The 17,147-nt window shown below is 42.4% G+C and carries 12 protein-coding genes; 11 read left to right on the plus strand and 1 reads right to left on the minus strand.

Translation table 11 applies throughout. From position 1 onward, the window contains the following. The first annotated feature begins 266 nt into the window (after nucleotides 1–266). Complete coding sequence (locus ABWT76_RS11230) at nucleotides 267–530, plus strand: hypothetical protein (RefSeq protein WP_354636113.1); 264 nt, start codon at nucleotides 267–269, stop codon at nucleotides 528–530. A gap of 452 nt (nucleotides 531–982) precedes the next feature. Then, nucleotides 983–3,694: a tetratricopeptide repeat protein gene (locus tag ABWT76_RS11235; RefSeq protein ID WP_354636114.1), complete on the plus strand. Its 2,712-nt coding sequence runs from the start codon at nucleotides 983–985 to the stop codon at nucleotides 3,692–3,694. A gap of 959 nt (nucleotides 3,695–4,653) precedes the next feature. Here the strand turns inward: ABWT76_RS11235 and ruvB are convergent. Next, on the minus strand, nucleotides 4,654–5,898 hold the full coding sequence (gene ruvB, locus ABWT76_RS11240) for a Holliday junction branch migration DNA helicase RuvB (protein ID WP_375341523.1): 1,245 nt from the start codon (nucleotides 5,896–5,898) through the stop codon (nucleotides 4,654–4,656). A gap of 181 nt (nucleotides 5,899–6,079) precedes the next feature. Here ruvB and ABWT76_RS11245 point away from each other — a divergent pair, with 181 nt between their 5' ends. From ABWT76_RS11245 to ABWT76_RS11285, 9 genes are all read left to right on the plus strand, one after another. Next, nucleotides 6,080–6,619 (plus strand): hypothetical protein, encoded by a 540-nt coding sequence (locus ABWT76_RS11245; RefSeq protein WP_354636115.1) that lies wholly within the window; start codon nucleotides 6,080–6,082, stop codon nucleotides 6,617–6,619. Nucleotides 6,620–7,157: 538 nt separating this feature from the next. Continuing rightward, nucleotides 7,158–7,955, plus strand: a complete 798-nt coding sequence (locus ABWT76_RS11250) for an ABC transporter permease (RefSeq protein WP_190878445.1) — start codon at nucleotides 7,158–7,160, stop codon at nucleotides 7,953–7,955. Nucleotides 7,956–8,079: 124 nt separating this feature from the next. Continuing rightward, a complete protein-coding gene (locus ABWT76_RS11255) occupies nucleotides 8,080–9,609 on the plus strand; it encodes an ABC transporter ATP-binding protein (RefSeq protein WP_354636116.1) in 1,530 nt (509 codons plus the stop codon). A gap of 318 nt (nucleotides 9,610–9,927) precedes the next feature. Beyond that, complete coding sequence (locus ABWT76_RS11260) at nucleotides 9,928–10,962, plus strand: sulfotransferase (protein ID WP_354636117.1); 1,035 nt, start codon at nucleotides 9,928–9,930, stop codon at nucleotides 10,960–10,962. Between the two features lie 95 nt (nucleotides 10,963–11,057). Then, the gene (locus ABWT76_RS11265) at nucleotides 11,058–12,392 is read left to right on the plus strand and encodes a glycosyltransferase family A protein (RefSeq protein ID WP_054469648.1); all 1,335 of its coding nucleotides are present in this window, start codon (nucleotides 11,058–11,060) and stop codon (nucleotides 12,390–12,392) included. Nucleotides 12,393–12,445: 53 nt separating this feature from the next. Further along, nucleotides 12,446–13,507: a bifunctional 2-polyprenyl-6-hydroxyphenol methylase/3-demethylubiquinol 3-O-methyltransferase UbiG gene (locus ABWT76_RS11270; RefSeq protein WP_190878395.1), complete on the plus strand. Its 1,062-nt coding sequence runs from the start codon at nucleotides 12,446–12,448 to the stop codon at nucleotides 13,505–13,507. Nucleotides 13,508–13,596: 89 nt separating this feature from the next. After that, nucleotides 13,597–16,347, plus strand: a complete 2,751-nt coding sequence (locus ABWT76_RS11275; RefSeq protein WP_354636118.1) for a glycosyltransferase family 2 protein — start codon at nucleotides 13,597–13,599, stop codon at nucleotides 16,345–16,347. Between the two features lie 109 nt (nucleotides 16,348–16,456). Beyond that, complete coding sequence (locus tag ABWT76_RS11280) at nucleotides 16,457–16,756, plus strand: nucleotidyltransferase family protein (RefSeq protein WP_054469665.1); 300 nt, start codon at nucleotides 16,457–16,459, stop codon at nucleotides 16,754–16,756. Then, complete coding sequence (locus ABWT76_RS11285; RefSeq protein ID WP_054469650.1) at nucleotides 16,743–17,096, plus strand: DUF86 domain-containing protein; 354 nt, start codon at nucleotides 16,743–16,745, stop codon at nucleotides 17,094–17,096. Before ABWT76_RS11280 ends, ABWT76_RS11285 begins: the two co-directional genes overlap by 14 nt. The last annotated feature ends 51 nt before the right edge of the window (nucleotides 17,097–17,147 follow it).

Here is a 17,147-nt window from a genome sequence, read left to right on the forward strand (position 1 = left end):
TCTCTGTCATTCCCGCGAATGCGGGAATCCACTTTTTTTACCACTTTCGACACAGAGGACACGAAGATATACGCCATTCTCTGTCATTCCCGCGAATGCGGGAATCCATTTTTTTACCACTTTCGACACAGAGGACACGAAGATAATTGTTAGTTTATCCGTTGCCAACCATCAACCCATCCGTTGCCAACCCCCATCCCATCCGCTGCCAACCCCCAACCCAGCACACACATATATATACACACATATATATAGAGGAAACCACGATGAATCAATCTATTCAGATTGCCTTACCGGAAGAAACTATTCAACTGATAGATCGGTTTACGCCAATCAGCGAAAGTTCTGAAGCAATTCTCAGTCATCGTAGTCAGTTAATTAACGAAGCGGTCAAATCTTATATTGCCCAAAAACAAAAAGAAATTCTGAGACAACAGTTAAAAGAGGGGGCAATTCAGCGAAGTGAACGCGACCTCAATTTAGCCGAAGACTATTTTCATCTGGAGGAAGAAGCTTGGCAGAATCTGTAGGGGCACAAGTAGGGGCGCAAGCATTGCGCCCCTACGGATTTACCACAAAGGCACAAAGGACACGAAGATAATTGTTAGTTTATCTGTTGTGTGTGGTGCGTTACGGCTGGAATAAAGGTTATTTGTTTTTTCCCTAAGTTATTTGCCAGCCTAACACACCCTACGTCATTCTCTGTCATTCCCGCGTTTTTCTCTGTCATTCCCGCGAATGCGGGAATCCACTTTTTTTTACCACTTTCGACACAGAGGACACGAAGATAATTGTTAGTTTATCTGTTGTGTGTGGTGCGTTACGGCTGGAATAAAGGTTATTTGTTTTTGCCTTAAGTTATTTGCCAGCCTAACACACCCTACGTCTACGTCTACTACGTCTACGCCTGCCAACTCTTAAGCCCCCCTTTTTAAGGGGGGTTGGGGGGATCTACCAACATACACATATATATATACAGATCATGCATCGCCATTCTTTATCCCTAATTACATCCCTAACTAGCTTGGGCTTATGGCTAATTCCCGCATCAGCCCTATATCTCGGTGGTTGTTCCTCCCCAACCGCAACAGTGACTAATCAGGTTTATACCCCGGAACAGCTACAACAAATCGCCCGTTCCATCGCCGTGAAGGTGTTGAGTGGCGATAACCGAGGGTCGGGAACCTTGATTAGTCGCCAAGGAGATGGCCAAAATCAGGTCTATACGGTGTTGACCAATAGCCATGTAGTCACCCCCGGACAGCCCTACCGCATTGAAACCCCGGATGGGCAAGTTTATCCGGCAGAGTTGAAGGGTGGGGAGTTGGTGGAGAATTTTGCCGGGAAAGATGCGGCTTTGTTGGAGTTTCGCAGTAGCAACGACTACCCGGTGGCAACTCAGACCGGGAATAGTCCCACGGTGGGGGATAAGGTGTTGGCGGCTGGGTTTCCTTATGATGGGGATGGGCTGGTTTTTGCCCCAGGGACCGTGGAGTTATTGTCGGATCCGGCTTTGCAGGGGGGATATCAAGTTGGCTATAGCAGCGAAATTCAGCAGGGGATGAGTGGTGGCCCGGTGTTGAATAGTCAAGGTGAGTTGGTGGCAATTAATGGCATGGCCGCTTTTCCCATTTTGCAGCAGGCATATACTTATATGGACGGTTCCCGGCCCGATGATGGCTTGCGGCAACAGATGAATCGCTTGAGTTGGGGGGTTCCGGTGGCAATGTTAGTTCCTCCCAACTCCAATACCGGACAAAATCGCCCTCTGACTGGGTTAGCGGCAGAGGTGGATGAGATAGCAGCTAAAATTACCGTCCGCATTGAAGCGGAAACAGGCAATGGGTCGGGAGTGATTGTTGCCCAAAAGAAAAATTTATTATCTGGAAATACCTATTATGTCGCTACTGCCACTCATGTGGTGGAAAACAAAGCCAAGTATGAAGTAGTGACACCAGACGGAAAACGCTATCCCGTGAACTATGGCAAAGTGAAGCGATTTCCGGGAGTAGACTTGGCAGTGTTGCAGTTTAGCAGCCGAGAAACCTACCCCGTAGCAACTCTGGCTGAGTATAAGTTAGGAGTGGAAGAAAGGCAGTTTGTATTTCTCTCAGGATGGCCCGGAGTGAAACCGGGCAGCCCCTTTCAGCGAGAATTTACTGCGGGAAGGGCTTTCAGTGAGGCTGGAGGGTCGGTTAAAGTTCAAAGTGCTTCGTCTCTAGTCGAAGGTTACGAGTTGGTGTACACCAATTTGAGTAAAAAAGGTATGAGTGGTGGACCGGTATTGGACACCCAGGGGCGAGTGATTGGGATTAATGCGGCTGTCGAGGGAAATATGTTGGGCTATAGCTTGGGAGTACCCATTAGAACTCTGGTGGGTTTGGCTTCTCAAGCAGGGATTGAATCAGAATGGTTGAAGGTAGAAACTGTTCCGCCACGGGAATTAACTGAACAAGAAACGATAGATTCTGTTATCGTTACCGTATTGACTCTGGAAAAACCTTCTTCAACTGGAACTTATGGAGATTGGGTAAATTATGGCAACCAGTTGTGGCGAGTGGGTTTCAATGAACTAGCAATTGAGGCATTTGACCAAGCGACTAAAATTAAGCCGAAGTCATATCCCGCTTGGTATGGAAAAGGGTTAGCCCTGAAAGGGGACGAAAAATACCGAGAAGCTATTGCCGCTTTCGATCAAGTTATTCAAATTCAATCTAATATCTCCGAAGCATGGCGAGAACGGGGAGAAGCTTTTGCCCGGTTAAAGGACTATCCTCAAGCCCTGGCATCTATTGATGCAGCCATTAAGCATAGTCGGCAACCGGATTTTAAGCTTTCTGGGCTGCGCGGCGATTGGCTGAGTGAATTAAAACGCTATCCAGAAGCAGTTGATGCCTACAGTGAAGCGATAAAAATTAAACCTCATTTGTTTGCCTACTACAACCGGGGAAATGCCTGGAGTAACCGAGAAAACTATGAAAAAGCGATCGCTGACTACACCCAAGCCATCAACCTTGACCCTGAACTTGCCGCAGCCTACAGCAACCGGGGACTTGCCTGGAGAAACCTCAAAGACTATCAAAAAGCGATCACCGACTATACCCAAGCCATCAACCTTGACCCAAAACTTGCCGCAGCCTACAGCAACCGAGGAATTGCCTGGGCTGACCTAAAAGATTATGAAAAAGCGATCGCTGACTACACCCAAGCCATCAACCTTGACCCTAAAGATGCCGCAGCCTACTACAACCGGGGAATTGCCTGGAGTGACCTAAAAGATTATGAAAAAGCGATCGCTGACTACACCCAAGCCATCAACCTTGACCCTGAACTTGCCGAAGCCTACAACGGTCGGGGAATTGCCTGGGCTAACCTAAAAGAGTATCAAAAAGCGATCGCCGACTTCAACCAAGCCATTAACCTTGACCCTAAAGATGCCGAAGCCTACTACAATCGGGGACTTGCCTGGGCTAACCTAAAAGAGTATGAAAAAGCGATCGCTGACTTCACCCAAGCCATCAACCTTGACCCCAAACTTGCCGCAGCCTACGGCAACCGGGGAATTGCCTATATTTATTTAGGAGATAAAGAAACAGCGATTGAAGATACGAAAAAAGCTGAACAGCTATTTTGTCAGCAAGGTAGTCCTAAATGTGAGTCAGTGCGAGATTTTCTCAAACAGCTTGGCGAATAGTTTGGGGTGAACCTTTGTGTCTCTTTGTGTCTTTGTGGTTCAATTCTCTATTTTTTTTACCACAGAACTCTGTCGGACATGGGGATAAATAGGTGAACATAATTAATTGCACTTTTCGTTCTCCACCGATAGGCTTTGGATTCCCGCCTTCGCGGGAATGACAGTTTTTCTAATGAACCTTTGTGTTCTTTGTGTCTTTGTGGTTCAATTCTCTATTATTTTTTACCACAAAGGCACAGAGGACACGAAGATGGAAATAGGTGAACATAATTAATTGCACTTTTCGTTCTCCACCGATAGGCTTTGGATTCCCGCCTTCGCGGGAATGACAGTTTTTCTAATGAACCTTTGTGTTCTTTGTGTCTTTGTGGTTCAATTCTCTATTTTTTTTTACCACAGAACTCTGTCGGACATGGGGATAAATAGGTGAACATAATTAATTGCACTTTTCGTTCTCCACCGATAGGCTTTGGATTCCCGCCTTCGCGGGAATGACAGTTTTTCTAATGAACCTTTGTGTTCTTTATGTCTTTGTGGTTCAATTCTCTATTTTTTTTACCACAAAGGCACAGAGGACACGAAGGAAGAAATAGGTGAACATAATTAATTGCACTTTTCGTTCTCCACCGATAGGCTTTGGATTCCCGCCTTCGCGGGAATGACAGTTTTTCTAATGAACCTTTGTGTTCTTTGTGTCTTTGTGGTTCAATTCTCTATTTTTTTTACCACAAAGGCACAGAGGACACGAAGGAAGAAATAGGTGAACATAATTAATTGCACTTTTCGTTCTCCACCGATAGGCTTTGGATTCCCGCCTTCGCGGGAATGACAGTTTTTCTAATGAACCTTTGTGTTCTTTGTGTCTTTGTGGTTCAATTCTCTATTTTTTTACCACAAATGCATAAAATAAACACAGATATAAGCAGAATAAATAAACCAAATTTTTGCCAATGATTCTGTTAAATATTCAGAGATAATTGTTGTTCATTGTTGGGGTGATGATAACCTAAATGTTGCCATGCGGCAGGGGTGGCAATGCGACCGCGATGGGTGCGATTAAGATAGCCAATTTGTAATAGATAGGGTTCGTAAACTTCTTCAATGGTTTGGGCATCTTCCCCCGTGGCAGCCGCTAGAGTATTTAAGCCCACTGGCCCGCCATTAAAGTTAGAAATCATTACCGTTAATAAGAGGCGATCGCTCCAATCGAGTCCACGAGGATCGACATTAAAAAGTTCCAAGGCTTCTTGGGCTAATTCGGCTGTAATAGTAGGGGCTTTTTTCACTTGCACATAATCGCGAACTCGTTTAAGCAATCGATTAGCAATGCGCGGGGTGCCACGGGAACGGCGGGCTATTTCGATCGCCCCTGTTTCGGTGACGGGAATATTCAGAATATTGGCCGTTCTTAATACTACTAAAGTCAGTTCATCTACTTCATAAAATCGCAGCCGTTGAATCAGACCAAAGCGATCGCGCAACGGTGAAGTTAAATTACCCACCTTGGTCGTTGCCCCCACCAAAGTAAAGGGTTTTAAAGGAATACTGCGAGTTTTGGCACTTTGACCTTTACCAATCGTAATATCTACCCGAAAATCCTCCATTGCCGGATAGAGAATTTCTTCACTCATGCGAGTTAAGCGGTGAATTTCATCAATAAACAGCACATCTCCGGGTTGCAAATTCACCAACAAACCGACAATATCTCGCGGACGTTCCAAAGCTGGGGCACTGGTAATTTTACAAGTAACTCCCATTTCTGAAGCGAGAATCATCGCCATTGTAGTTTTGCCCAAACCGGGCGGGCCATAAAGTAGCAAATGATCCAAAGGTTCCTGGCGGGATTTTGCTGCTTGAATCGCAATATCCATCACTTCTTTCAGGTCTTTTTGGCCAATATAGTCGTGTAAGCTTTGCGGTCTGATCGTTTCATCTTGGGAAATATTTTTTCGATCTTCCGGGGTTTCTTCGGCAAGTAAAAGCGAAGTATTCTCGGACACATCTCCTGGGCTAAACGGGGACATTTTTGGAGTAAATGCTTCCCCCCTACTGGATTCTTCTTTTGTCGGTGGTTCGACTGCTTTTGATGAGGCTTTGGATGAGGCTTTTGATTTGGGCTGCTTTGACGGTGCTGAGTTTGATGGGGCTTGATTTGGCTTGGGTTCAGGTTCGCCAGAGGGTTGTTTGGAAGAAATAATTGCCATAAATTTCAGGTAAATCAGAGTCAGAAGCAAGATAATATCGATTTATTGTTAAGATTTGTGATTAATTGTTGTCCTTTGTCCTTTGTCCTTTGTTCTTTGTCCTTTGTCCTGGGAAACAATAAGAAATAACCAATCGCAAATGACCAATGAACAATGACAGTGAATTAATAGTGGAGTGCTGATGACAGTAAAGCTGAGTGATTCGATTTCCGATGATGTGACGTTTGAGCAGGCGATCGCCTTAACCCAATCCTTGCTTTCCCATATGGAACAAGGGCATATCCCAGAATCAGATATCTTGGCCACGATGCAAAAGCTGGTCAGCACTCTGGCCGGAGCACGGGGTTTTTTTGTATCTTATCTCACGGACGATCGCCCCTTTGCGGATCTGCCTACTGAAGCGACCCTAGCAGCCTTGACCACTTCTCCAGAGATTGTATCTGAATTATTGGTGAAAAATTTGGCCATGTCTTCGGCAATGGTGCTGACCCACCGTCGTCGAGATGATGAAACGATGGCAAAACAGTCAGAACGAGTCCGGGAAAGATCCAGTCAGTTAATCACATCTTTGGGCTTACCGGAATTTTCTCAAAAATTAGCGCAATTACTTGTGAGTGTCCAGACTGGGGAAGGAATTTATCAGTCATTTCTAGACCGATGGAACTATGACCCAGAACAGCGAGAGGCAATAGCTGAAGCGATCGCTAAAGTAAGTAGGTGAACATAATTAATTGCACTTTTCGTTCCCCACCGTAAATCCTTGGATTCCCGCCGCAGTTTACCCCCGCGAAGGCCGCCATCGGCGGGAATGACAGTTTTTCTTCTAATGGGGGCTGTGGTGCATTTATTTCTGCCCACCTACTTAAAAGCGGCATTAAAATTAGCAGTCTAGTCGGATATTTGCGAACCGTCCATGTATGTGGATATGTGGATACAACCATAAGGGCGCGGGGGCGACCACGGGGGGATCGCCCCTACATCCGCCCGCAATGCGCCCCTACAGATAAATCAAAATCAATCAAAATAAATCATTGTCTGAATTGGCTATGAGTAGTTTTGACTGCTAAAGTGAATAGCAAAGCGTCAAAACTTCCTGGAAATACCTGGAGATGTTTTAGCGCTGGTGGTGTGAACGAATTTGTTTAGGTGTTTAGCTGTTTAGATGTTTAATTCTTTAGTTGTGGGTGAGGAAGTGAAAATTGGTCAAATCAATTAAAAGTTTTGCCCGTCGAGGTAGCCAGTTTTATGGGCAACCATCGATCGATCCCCAGTGGGGTTTTAAGCTTAATTTGCTAAAAACTCTAGTCGTGCGCGAATTAGAAGGACGCTATAAAGGTTCGGTACTGGGGAATTTGTGGCCGTTACTGAATCAGCTTTCCCAATTGCTGATTTACACTTATGTGTTTTCCATTGTTTTAAAAGTTAAATTGCCCACGGATGGGTTGCCAGAAAATAGCTTTTCTTTTGGGATGTGGTTATTTGCTGGTTTGTTGCCTTGGATCGCGTTTACCAGTGGCTTTATTCAAGCCAGTAATTGCGTGGTGGGACAACCGAATTTAGTCAAAAAAGTGGTGTTTCCCTTGGGGTTATTGCCCTTAGTGCCAGTATTAGCGGCATTTATCGAAAGTTCCTTGGGGTTAATGGCCTTAATTTTCCTTTTGGGAATGTCCACTTCGATTTTGCATAGCACTTTATTATTGTTGCCTCTGGTTTGGGTGACTCAATTATTGTTAACCGCAGGTTTGGCTTATTTAGCTGCGGGATTTACGGTATTTTTGCGCGATATTCCTCAAACTATTGGGGTGGTGCTTAACTTGTGGTTTTACATGACTCCCATTTGTTATCCCGCGAATATTATTCCCGAACAATGGCGTGATTTTATATTTTGGTTTAATCCTGTTGCCGCGATCGCCGAACTTTATCGCGATGTGATTTTAGTCGGTGAAGTGCAACACTGGGCAGAATGGGGGGTTGCCTCGATCATTTCTACCATTATTTTCTGTGTAGGAATTTGGTCTTACCGCAAATTACGTCCCGCTTTTGCAGATGTAATTTAAATTAGGCTAAATTGCGCTAACTTATGCTAAATTACCCTAATTTATGCGCCTTTTTGCTACCTATTTTTGCCTATCCTGTTTAGGTGCGATCGCTGTTATTCAACCATTACCATGAGATAAAACCATGAGTGAAGTTGCTATTACCATCCAAAACGTTTCTAAATGCTTCAAGCGATATCGTCATCCGGTCGATCGCTTAAAAGAACTATTATTTCCTGGAAAACAAAGGGCAGATGAATTCTGGGCATTGCGAGATATTAGCCTAGAAATTCCTAAAGGAAAAACCTTGGGCATTGTCGGCGCCAATGGGTCGGGAAAAAGTACCCTATTACAAATCATTGTGGGTACCCTATCCCCCACCACAGGTCATGTCAATGTTCAAGGAAGAATATCTGCCCTTTTAGAACTAGGCAGCGGCTTTAACCCAGAATTTACCGGCAGACAAAATATCTTTTTCAATGGGCAGGTACTCGGTTTAACCCAAAGACAAATTGAAGACAAATATGATGATATTGTCGGCTTTGCGGATATTGGCGACTTCATCGATCAGCCGGTAAAAACTTATTCTAGTGGGATGTTTGTCCGGTTAGCTTTTGCCGTAGCCACCAGCGTTGAACCGGATATTTTAGTAGTTGATGAAGCCCTCGCGGTGGGAGATGAAGCATTTCAACGTAAGTGCTATGCCAGATTAGAAAAAATCCAAGACCGAGGGGGAACAATTTTATTTGTTTCTCACTCTGCGGGCACGGTAATTGACCTATGTGATTCAGCAGTTCTTATGTCAGAAGGCGAACTGCTGCTTTACAATACTCCTAAGTATGTGATCGATAAATATCATAAGTTAATTTATGCCCCGACGGAAAAGATCCAAAGTGTTCGGGAAGAACTTCGCCGGTTAAATCAAAAACAATATCATCAAAATCTCAGCCCAAATCTCAGCCCAAATCTCAGCCCAAATCTCAGCCCAAATCTCAGCCAAGATACTATTACTCCCAATCTGACCCAAAATATCGGCCAAAATTCAAGCGGAGTAACTCAGCAAGCTGGTGAGGTTATTACGGAAAAAACGGCGGCAGAAATTATCCAAGAATTGCCCACATTCGCCCTCCAGTCAAAGCCATTTTATGACCCGAACCTGAAACCGGCGGAAACGATTTCTTATTTATCTCGTGGGGCGAAAATCTCTAATCCTCAGATTTTGACTCGCCGCAAGGAACCTGTGAATAACTTAATCGGCAGAGAGAATTATATTTATACTTATGAGGTAGAGTTTTTACAGGAAGCGTCGAAAGTCCGATTTGGGATGTTAGTTAAGACGATTAAGGGTTCAGAATTAGGCGGTGCTTCTTATCGCTTTCCCGAAGAAAAGCTAGAAGATGGAGTGGTGAAAGCGGGCACCAAAGTTGTGGTTAAATTTAGATTTAATTGCTTGTTAAATCCTGGAGTTTACTTTTTAAACGCGGGAGTTTCTGGCATTGTCAATGGACACTTTACTTATTTAGCCCGCTGTATTGATGTGGGGATGTTCCGAGTGCTCCCAGAGGAAGATTCTGACGCCACTGGGATCATTGACTTTATGATTAAACCCAACCTGACCGTTGATCAAGTTGATGAAACTTTATCCGTTTCTCCAGAGATGGAAATTATGGTATAAATAGCTGTCAACTGTCCCTTTTTAACGGGGGACTAAGGGATATTTGATCAATCTCCCCCCTTTTTTAGGGGGATCTGAGTAATACCAATTTCAAAAATTCATCCAACAGCCCCTAACATTGGGTGGGCAAAAAATTTTAACCACCCTACTATATATGATGGTGTAATTTTGCCCACCCTACAATATCTAACCAACATCTACCCAACAACAAACAACAAACAACAAACAACAAACAACAAACAACAACCAACAACCAACAACCAACAACCAACAACCAACAACCAACAACCAACAAACAACAAACAACCAATAAAGTAAATGTCAGAACCGATAATTATTACAGGAATGCACCGTTCGGGAACATCCCTAACTGCTTCTTTTATTCAAGCAATTGGGGTAAATATTGGCCAAAATATGTTTCCGGCTGATATTTGTAATGTGAAAGGCTATTTTGAAGATATTGATTTTCTAGAATTTCAGCGATCGCTGCTGCAAAAATCTTGTCCTCCTGGGGATCCAGGCTGGCCCGATTGGGGTTGGACAGAAAGCGAAACCCTCGATCGCAGCCTTTGGCCATCTTATATTCCAGAGGCGAAAAAGTTAATTGCCAGTCGTCACGGAAATATTTGGGGATGGAAAGATCCCCGGACTTCTTTATTGCTGGAATTTTGGCATCAATTATTACCCAATACCCGATATATTTTGGTTTATCGATCGCCTTGGGATGTGGTGGATTCTATTTTGCGGCAAAATCGCGGGGTGTTTCCTCAACGTCCAGAATATGCCCTGAAAAGTTGGGGATTTTATAACCGGCATTTGCTATCTTTTTATCGGCAACATCGCGATCGCTGTATTCTGATTAATGTCAATGGCTTTGTGCAACAACCAACTCGATTGATGCAACTCTTAGAAGGGAAACTGGGTTTAATCCCACGAGAACCTTGGGATGCGGCGAAATTTGCGAAAATTTATGATGCGAATTTACTACGGAGTTTGCCCACAGATCACCCAATCGTGAGACTGATTAACCATTTGATGCCAGAGTTTGCCAATTTGTTGGCAGAGTTAGATCAAATTGCCGATATTCCTAGAGGCGATCGCGGCGATCACGAGTTAAATGCGGATCCGCTGCCAATTTTGCCCGTAGAAGCTTTGCCGTTGTTGATGCATTATCAATCCCTGATACAGCATCAAGAATCTCACCAAGAACAAATCCAACTCCGGTCAGAAGTGGCCCAATTACGGTCAGAGTTAGACCGCTTAACCTTAGAGTTGATGACGATTAAGCGATCGCGGAGTTGGAAATTGGCGCGAAAATTGGCTCATTTCAGTCAAAAATTTAGACTTAAGTAGGAGAAAAAGATTCCTTTAGATATATAATTTTAGATATATAATTGCTCAAGCCGGAAAATTTTGCTGGAAATAGCCCTTAATCAACCGAGGAAAATATGGAGGCATCCGAGCCAAATCTGACCTATCCGATTAAACTTTCCGTGGTAATTCCTTGTTATAATCACGGCGAATTTATCTTAGAGGCGATCGCCAGTGTGGAAAGTTGCCAAGCTAAAGTCTATGAAATTCTGATTATTAATGATGGTTCAACGGATCCCTTGACCCAAAAAGTCTTACAGGCTTTAAGCGATCGAGGATATCCGGTGATTCATCAGGAAAATCAAGGGTTGGCGATCGCCAGAAATCATGGGATTTCTTTGGCCAAAGGTCGCTATATTTTGCCCTTAGATTCAGACAATAAAATTAGACCCAACTATATAACTAAAGCCATTGAAATTCTGGATACTCAGCCAGAAGTAGGGGTAGTCTATGGGAATTTTGAGTTTTTTGGCGGTGTAACCGGCATTAAAAAAGTTCCCGAATTTGATATTAACCTGATCCTCCGAGGAAACTATATTGATGCTTGTGCGGTGTTTCGCAAAACCGTTTGGGAAGAAGCGGGCGGCTATGATGACAAAATCCCGGAACAATTGGGCTATGAAGATTGGGATTTTTGGTTAAGTGTCGCCGAAAAAGGCTGGCATTTTTATCATATTGATCAGGCTTTGTTTGATTATCGCTTGCGTAGCAATTCAATGGTAAGCGGCTGTAATATTCCAGAGAAACGCTGGGAATTATTTCGCTATATTAGCACCAAGCATATCGGCCTTTATCAGACAAATTTTGCCCATATTTTCGCCAATGTTGAATATGACCATTTAGTTGAACGGGACAAAAGAGAAGCCCTAGAAGCTAAATTAGAGGAAATTCAACTAGAACTGGATTTAGAGCGATCGCGAAACTGCGATCGCCTAGTTCAATTGACAGAAACACAAAATACCCTAACCTACTGTGAATCAGAACTTCAGCAAACAAAAAATCAACTGGCAGCTACCCAGGAAAAATTGCAACAACTAGAAAATGCTTATAAAATATTGTTAATTGAAAAAGAAGAAATAGCATTAAAACAAAAACAAACTGAGGTAAACTTACAAGGAGAAATAACGCGATCGCAAAATGAATTTTCTAGCCAGCTTCAACAAGCTAAAGCCCAATGGCAAAGTCAAATAGCCGCTGTAGAAGAAATAAAAAATCAACAGCAAAATCAGTTAGCCCAAACGTTATCCCAAACGGAAGCAAATCTGGCACAATCTCAAGCAGAAATTCAACGGTTAACCCTAGAATTGCACCAAGCTCAAGAAATGATTCAAGCTATGCAAACTAGCAAATTCTGGCAATTAAGAACAAATTGGTTTAGAATAAAACAGGCTTTAGGTTTAGCTAAAACTTAAATTGTCCATATAAAAATAATCGTTCAGCAATCGTTCAGCCATCAAGAGGTAATATGAATCGAAACGAGAAAATCTTACGACATATTAACAAAAACGGCCAGGGAATTGAAATTGGTCCTAGCTATAACCCGATCGCGCCTAAAAAAGCAGGCTTTAAAGTCGATGTTATCGATCATGCAAGTCGCGAGCAGTTAATTGCCAAATACGATGGTCATGGAGTCAATCTTGACAACATTGAAGAAGTTGATTTTGTTTGGCAAGGAGAAAGTTATGCAGAACTCACCGGCAAACATAAGTATTACGATTGGATTATTGCCTCTCATGTGATTGAACATACCCCGGATCTTATTGGGTTTATTAATGATTGCGATGCCATTTTGACAGATGATGGAGTTCTCTCCCTCGCTATACCCGATAAGCGCTATTGTTTTGACCACTATCGAGCGATTACGGGAATTTCCAAAGTGATTGATACCCATTTGAGTCAAGCTACTTTTCATACCCCAGGGACGGTGGCCGATCATTTTTTAAATGCGGTATCTCGATCGGGCAGAATAGCATGGGAATCCCACACGAGCGGAGAATATAAGTTGCTTCATTCAATGGAATATGTGCGGCAAATAATGAATTGCGCGATCGATGGAAAGACCTATATAGATACTCATGGTTGGTGTTTTGTGCCGCATTCTTTCAGGTTAATGATTCACGATCTTTTTCATCTGGGTTTCATTTCTTTGCAAGAGGTAGATTTTTATCCCACTGAAGGTTGCGAATTTTATATAACCCTAGGCAGAAAAGGAAAAGAGACTCATCAATCAAGACTGGAAATGCTGGAAGCGATCGACATTGAACTAAGCGAAGCTAACACCGGCGAATCTATCGATTTATGGGAAAAGCGATTTTATGAACTGGAACAAGTTCGCCAACAACTACAAATACAATTAGAACAAAATCAAATTCAGCTACAGCAAACCCAGGCAAAATTAGCTATTTCTCAATCCGAACTGCAAGCATCTCAAAAGATGATTTCGGCTATGAAAACCAGTAAGTTCTGGAAATTACGGACAAATTGGTTGAAAATAAAAAAATCATTGGGTTTACCCGCTAATGAATAAGCATAATTATGCTTAAATTAGGAAAATTTATTAATAAATTTCTCATAATTACCTAAAAATGTTCTCAAATTATATCCAGTGTTATTAATATGTCAAAGACTATAGAAAACGTAAAAAATCAATGGGGTCGGTTTAAGGCTTTCTCAAAGTTATTATCTGAAATTTTACAAGCACAAGGAACCCGACCAGCCCTTGCCTTAGTTTTTCAGAGAATTTCAGAAAAACTTGATCGTCGCCCTCCAGAGATTCTGGCAGAAACCCCAGATATTATTGACCTTTTCAATGAATACTATCAGCAATGGCGAGCATGGCATTGCCCCAGAAAATCAGACTTAGAAATGATGGCGGCTACTGTTCCGGTGATTAAGCATAAGCCGTTGATTACGGTGGTGATGTCAACTTTTAATAATCCTGAATATTATTTAAGATCGGCGCTTGAGTCGGTAAAAAATCAGCTATATCCTGAGTGGGAGTTATGTATTGCTGATGATGCTTCAACGGCAACTAATGTTAAAGAAATATTGGCCGCTTATGCAGCGTCCGACCCACGGATTAAAGTGGTATTGCGGCCAATTCAAGAAAATATTTGCGCGGCAGCAAATTCTGCTCTAGAAATTGCTACAGGAGAATTTGTGACATTTTTAGAATCCGATGCCCAATTAACTCCTGATGCTTTGTATCAAATCGCGATCGCTGTTAATCAGCATCCGCAGATAGATGTACTCTATAGCGATGAAGATAAAATTGATGAAGATGATAATTTACGAGAACCTTGTTTTAAACCGGATTGGTCGGGGAATCGCTCATTTTTATTTTGGATGTATGGGCGACACTTTTGCATCTATCGCCGATCGCTTATAGAAAAAATCGGCGGATTTCGCCGAGGATTTGAAGGCAGTCAAGATTATGACCTGTTGTTAAGAATAGCCGCCCAAACCGATCAGATTCTTCATTTGCCGCAAATTCTCTACCATCGGCGAATTAATTTGGCATCTCAACCGCCAAAAACGCCCGTACCAGCTTATATTTATGAGGGGACAAAAAATGCTTTAGCACAAGCAGTTCAGTCAATGGGCAATCGCGCCTTATTGACCCCAGACCTGTTGGTAACCGTTGGCTATTATCAAATCGACAATCAAGAATATGGCCATGAAAAATATCAGGCTTGGTTAATGAAATATGGGGCAAGACCTTCGGATCTGCAACAAATGAAAGAAACGGTGGAGGCGTTGACCCTGACACCGACCATCAGTGTAATTATGCCCGTGTATAACCCACCGGAGACTTTTTTAAAAGAGGCGATCGAATCCGTCATTAATCAGGTTTATCCTTATTGGGAATTATGTATTGCTGATGATTGTTCTACTCAAGGGTATATTAAACCAATTTTAGAACATTATGCCGCCAAAGATGCCCGTATTAAAGTGGTATTTCGCCAGGAAAATGGCCATATTTCCGCTGCTTCTAATTCGGCAATAGCGATCGCCACGGGAGAATTTATCGCTTTACTAGACCATGATGATTTACTGACTCCTGATGCTTTGTACCAAGTGGTCTTAACGATTAATCAACATCCCGATGCGGATATGATTTATTCTGATGAAGGTAAAATTGATGAAAATAATCAACTCAAAGGCCCTTATTTTAAACCAGAGTGGTCTCCTGATTCATTCCTCTCCCGAATGTACACCTGCCATTTAGGAGTTTATCGGCGATCGCTTATCGAAAAAATTGGCGGATTTCGGGTCGGTTATGAAGGCAGCCAAGATTATGACCTGGTGTTACGATTTACCGAACAAACCGATAAAATTTATCATATCCCCAAAATTCTCTATCATTGGCGAATTCACTTAGCCTCTGCTGCCAGTAGTGCTGAGGCCAAACCTTATGCTTATGAAGCCGCGAAAAAAGCTTTAACTGACGCCATTCACCGTCGGGGAGAACCAGGAATTGTCACCGATGTTCCTATATATTTAGGTCATTATATTATTCGCTACCAAATCACCGATTATAAACTCGTGAGTATTATTATTCCTACCCGAAATATGGGGGAAACTTTAGACCAATGTTTAACCTCTATTTTCACCCAAAACACTTATCCCAATTATGAAGTAATTGTCATCGATAACGGCAGTACAGAGGAAAAACTGGCTGAGGTAATTGCCCAATGGCAGGAGAAAGAACCGACAAGATTCAAGTGCTATCCTCTGGATATTCCGTTTAACTTTTCCGCCATCAATAATTATGCGGTCAAGCAAGCCCAAGGGGATTATTTACTATTCCTAAATAATGATACCGAAGTGATTACCCCGGACTGGATCGAAGCAATGGTCGAACAAGCACAGCGATCTTCAATTGGTGCCGTGGGAGGTTTATTACTTTATCCCGATGATACCATTCAACACGCGGGAATCATTTTAGGATTGGGTGGAATTGGTAGCCATAGTCACAAGCATTTTCCACGCACGACCCCCGGTTCTTTTGGTCATGTAATTAGTATCGGTAATGTTTCCGCTGTAACCGGGGCTTGTTTAATGTGTCGCAGAGAATTGTTTGAGATGGTGGGGGGATTTGATGAAGAATTATCCGTGGCTTATAATGATGTGGATCTTTGTTTAAAAATGGTGGCCAAAGGCTATCGCAATGTTTATTTGCCCCATGCGGTACTTTATCACCATGAGTCAAAAAGTCGGGGCTATGAAGACACCCCAGAAAAGCAAGCCCGATGGCAAAAAGAAGCGCAACTTCTCTATAGTCGTTGGCAAAAATTTATTGACAACGACCCTTGTTATAGTCCCCATTTAACTCGCGATCGCGAAGACTATACGATTAGAGAATAAAGCCGGTGATAAACCCGGTTTATCCGGCGAAACCGGGTTTTTGGCCATCCTATATTTGCTAGTAAAAAAAAATCATAAACCTATTTTTTATAAGCAAAAATATTTTTATATGATTAACAAAACAGATATTTTTTTATCTTTAAAAAAACATCATTTAATTCTCCAAAAATTTGGTGTTATTAAATGTGGTTTATTTGGTTCATTTGTTACTGGAAAAGCAACGGAAAAAAGTGATGTAGATTTATTAATAGTTTTCGATCCTGAAAAGAAAACCTTTAATAATTTTATGGATTTGTGCTTTTTCCTGGAGGATCTTTTTGACCGCAAAGTAGATGTTCTGACACCGGAATCTTTGAGTCCTCATTTTGGCGATCGCATTTTGCAGGAGGTTGAGTATGTCTCGTTCTAATAAAGATTATTTACTGCATATTATGGATGAAATCATTTATTTATTGACAACATCGGAAAATTTAGAAAAAGAGGCGTTTGGCAATAATGAGACATTCAAAAGGTCTTTTGTAAGAAGCCTAGAGGTGATTGGAGAGGCTACCAAAAAATTGTCAGAAGATTTCAGATCCGAGTATCCTGAGATGCCATGGCGACGTATGGCAGGAATGCGTGATAAGTTAATTCATGATTATTTTGGCATTGATTACGATGTGGTTTGGGATGTCGTCAAAAATGAAATCCCCAATCTAAATTGGCAAATTACCAAAATTATCAAGGAGTTAGAAGATAGGCAAACATGAATCAAAAGTAAAAAAATTCTGGTTCAATAGCTGAAACAAGGGAATGCCTAT

The sequence above is a fragment of the Planktothricoides raciborskii GIHE-MW2 genome, from assembly GCF_040564635.1.
Classification (GTDB): domain Bacteria; phylum Cyanobacteriota; class Cyanobacteriia; order Cyanobacteriales; family Laspinemataceae; genus Planktothricoides; species Planktothricoides raciborskii.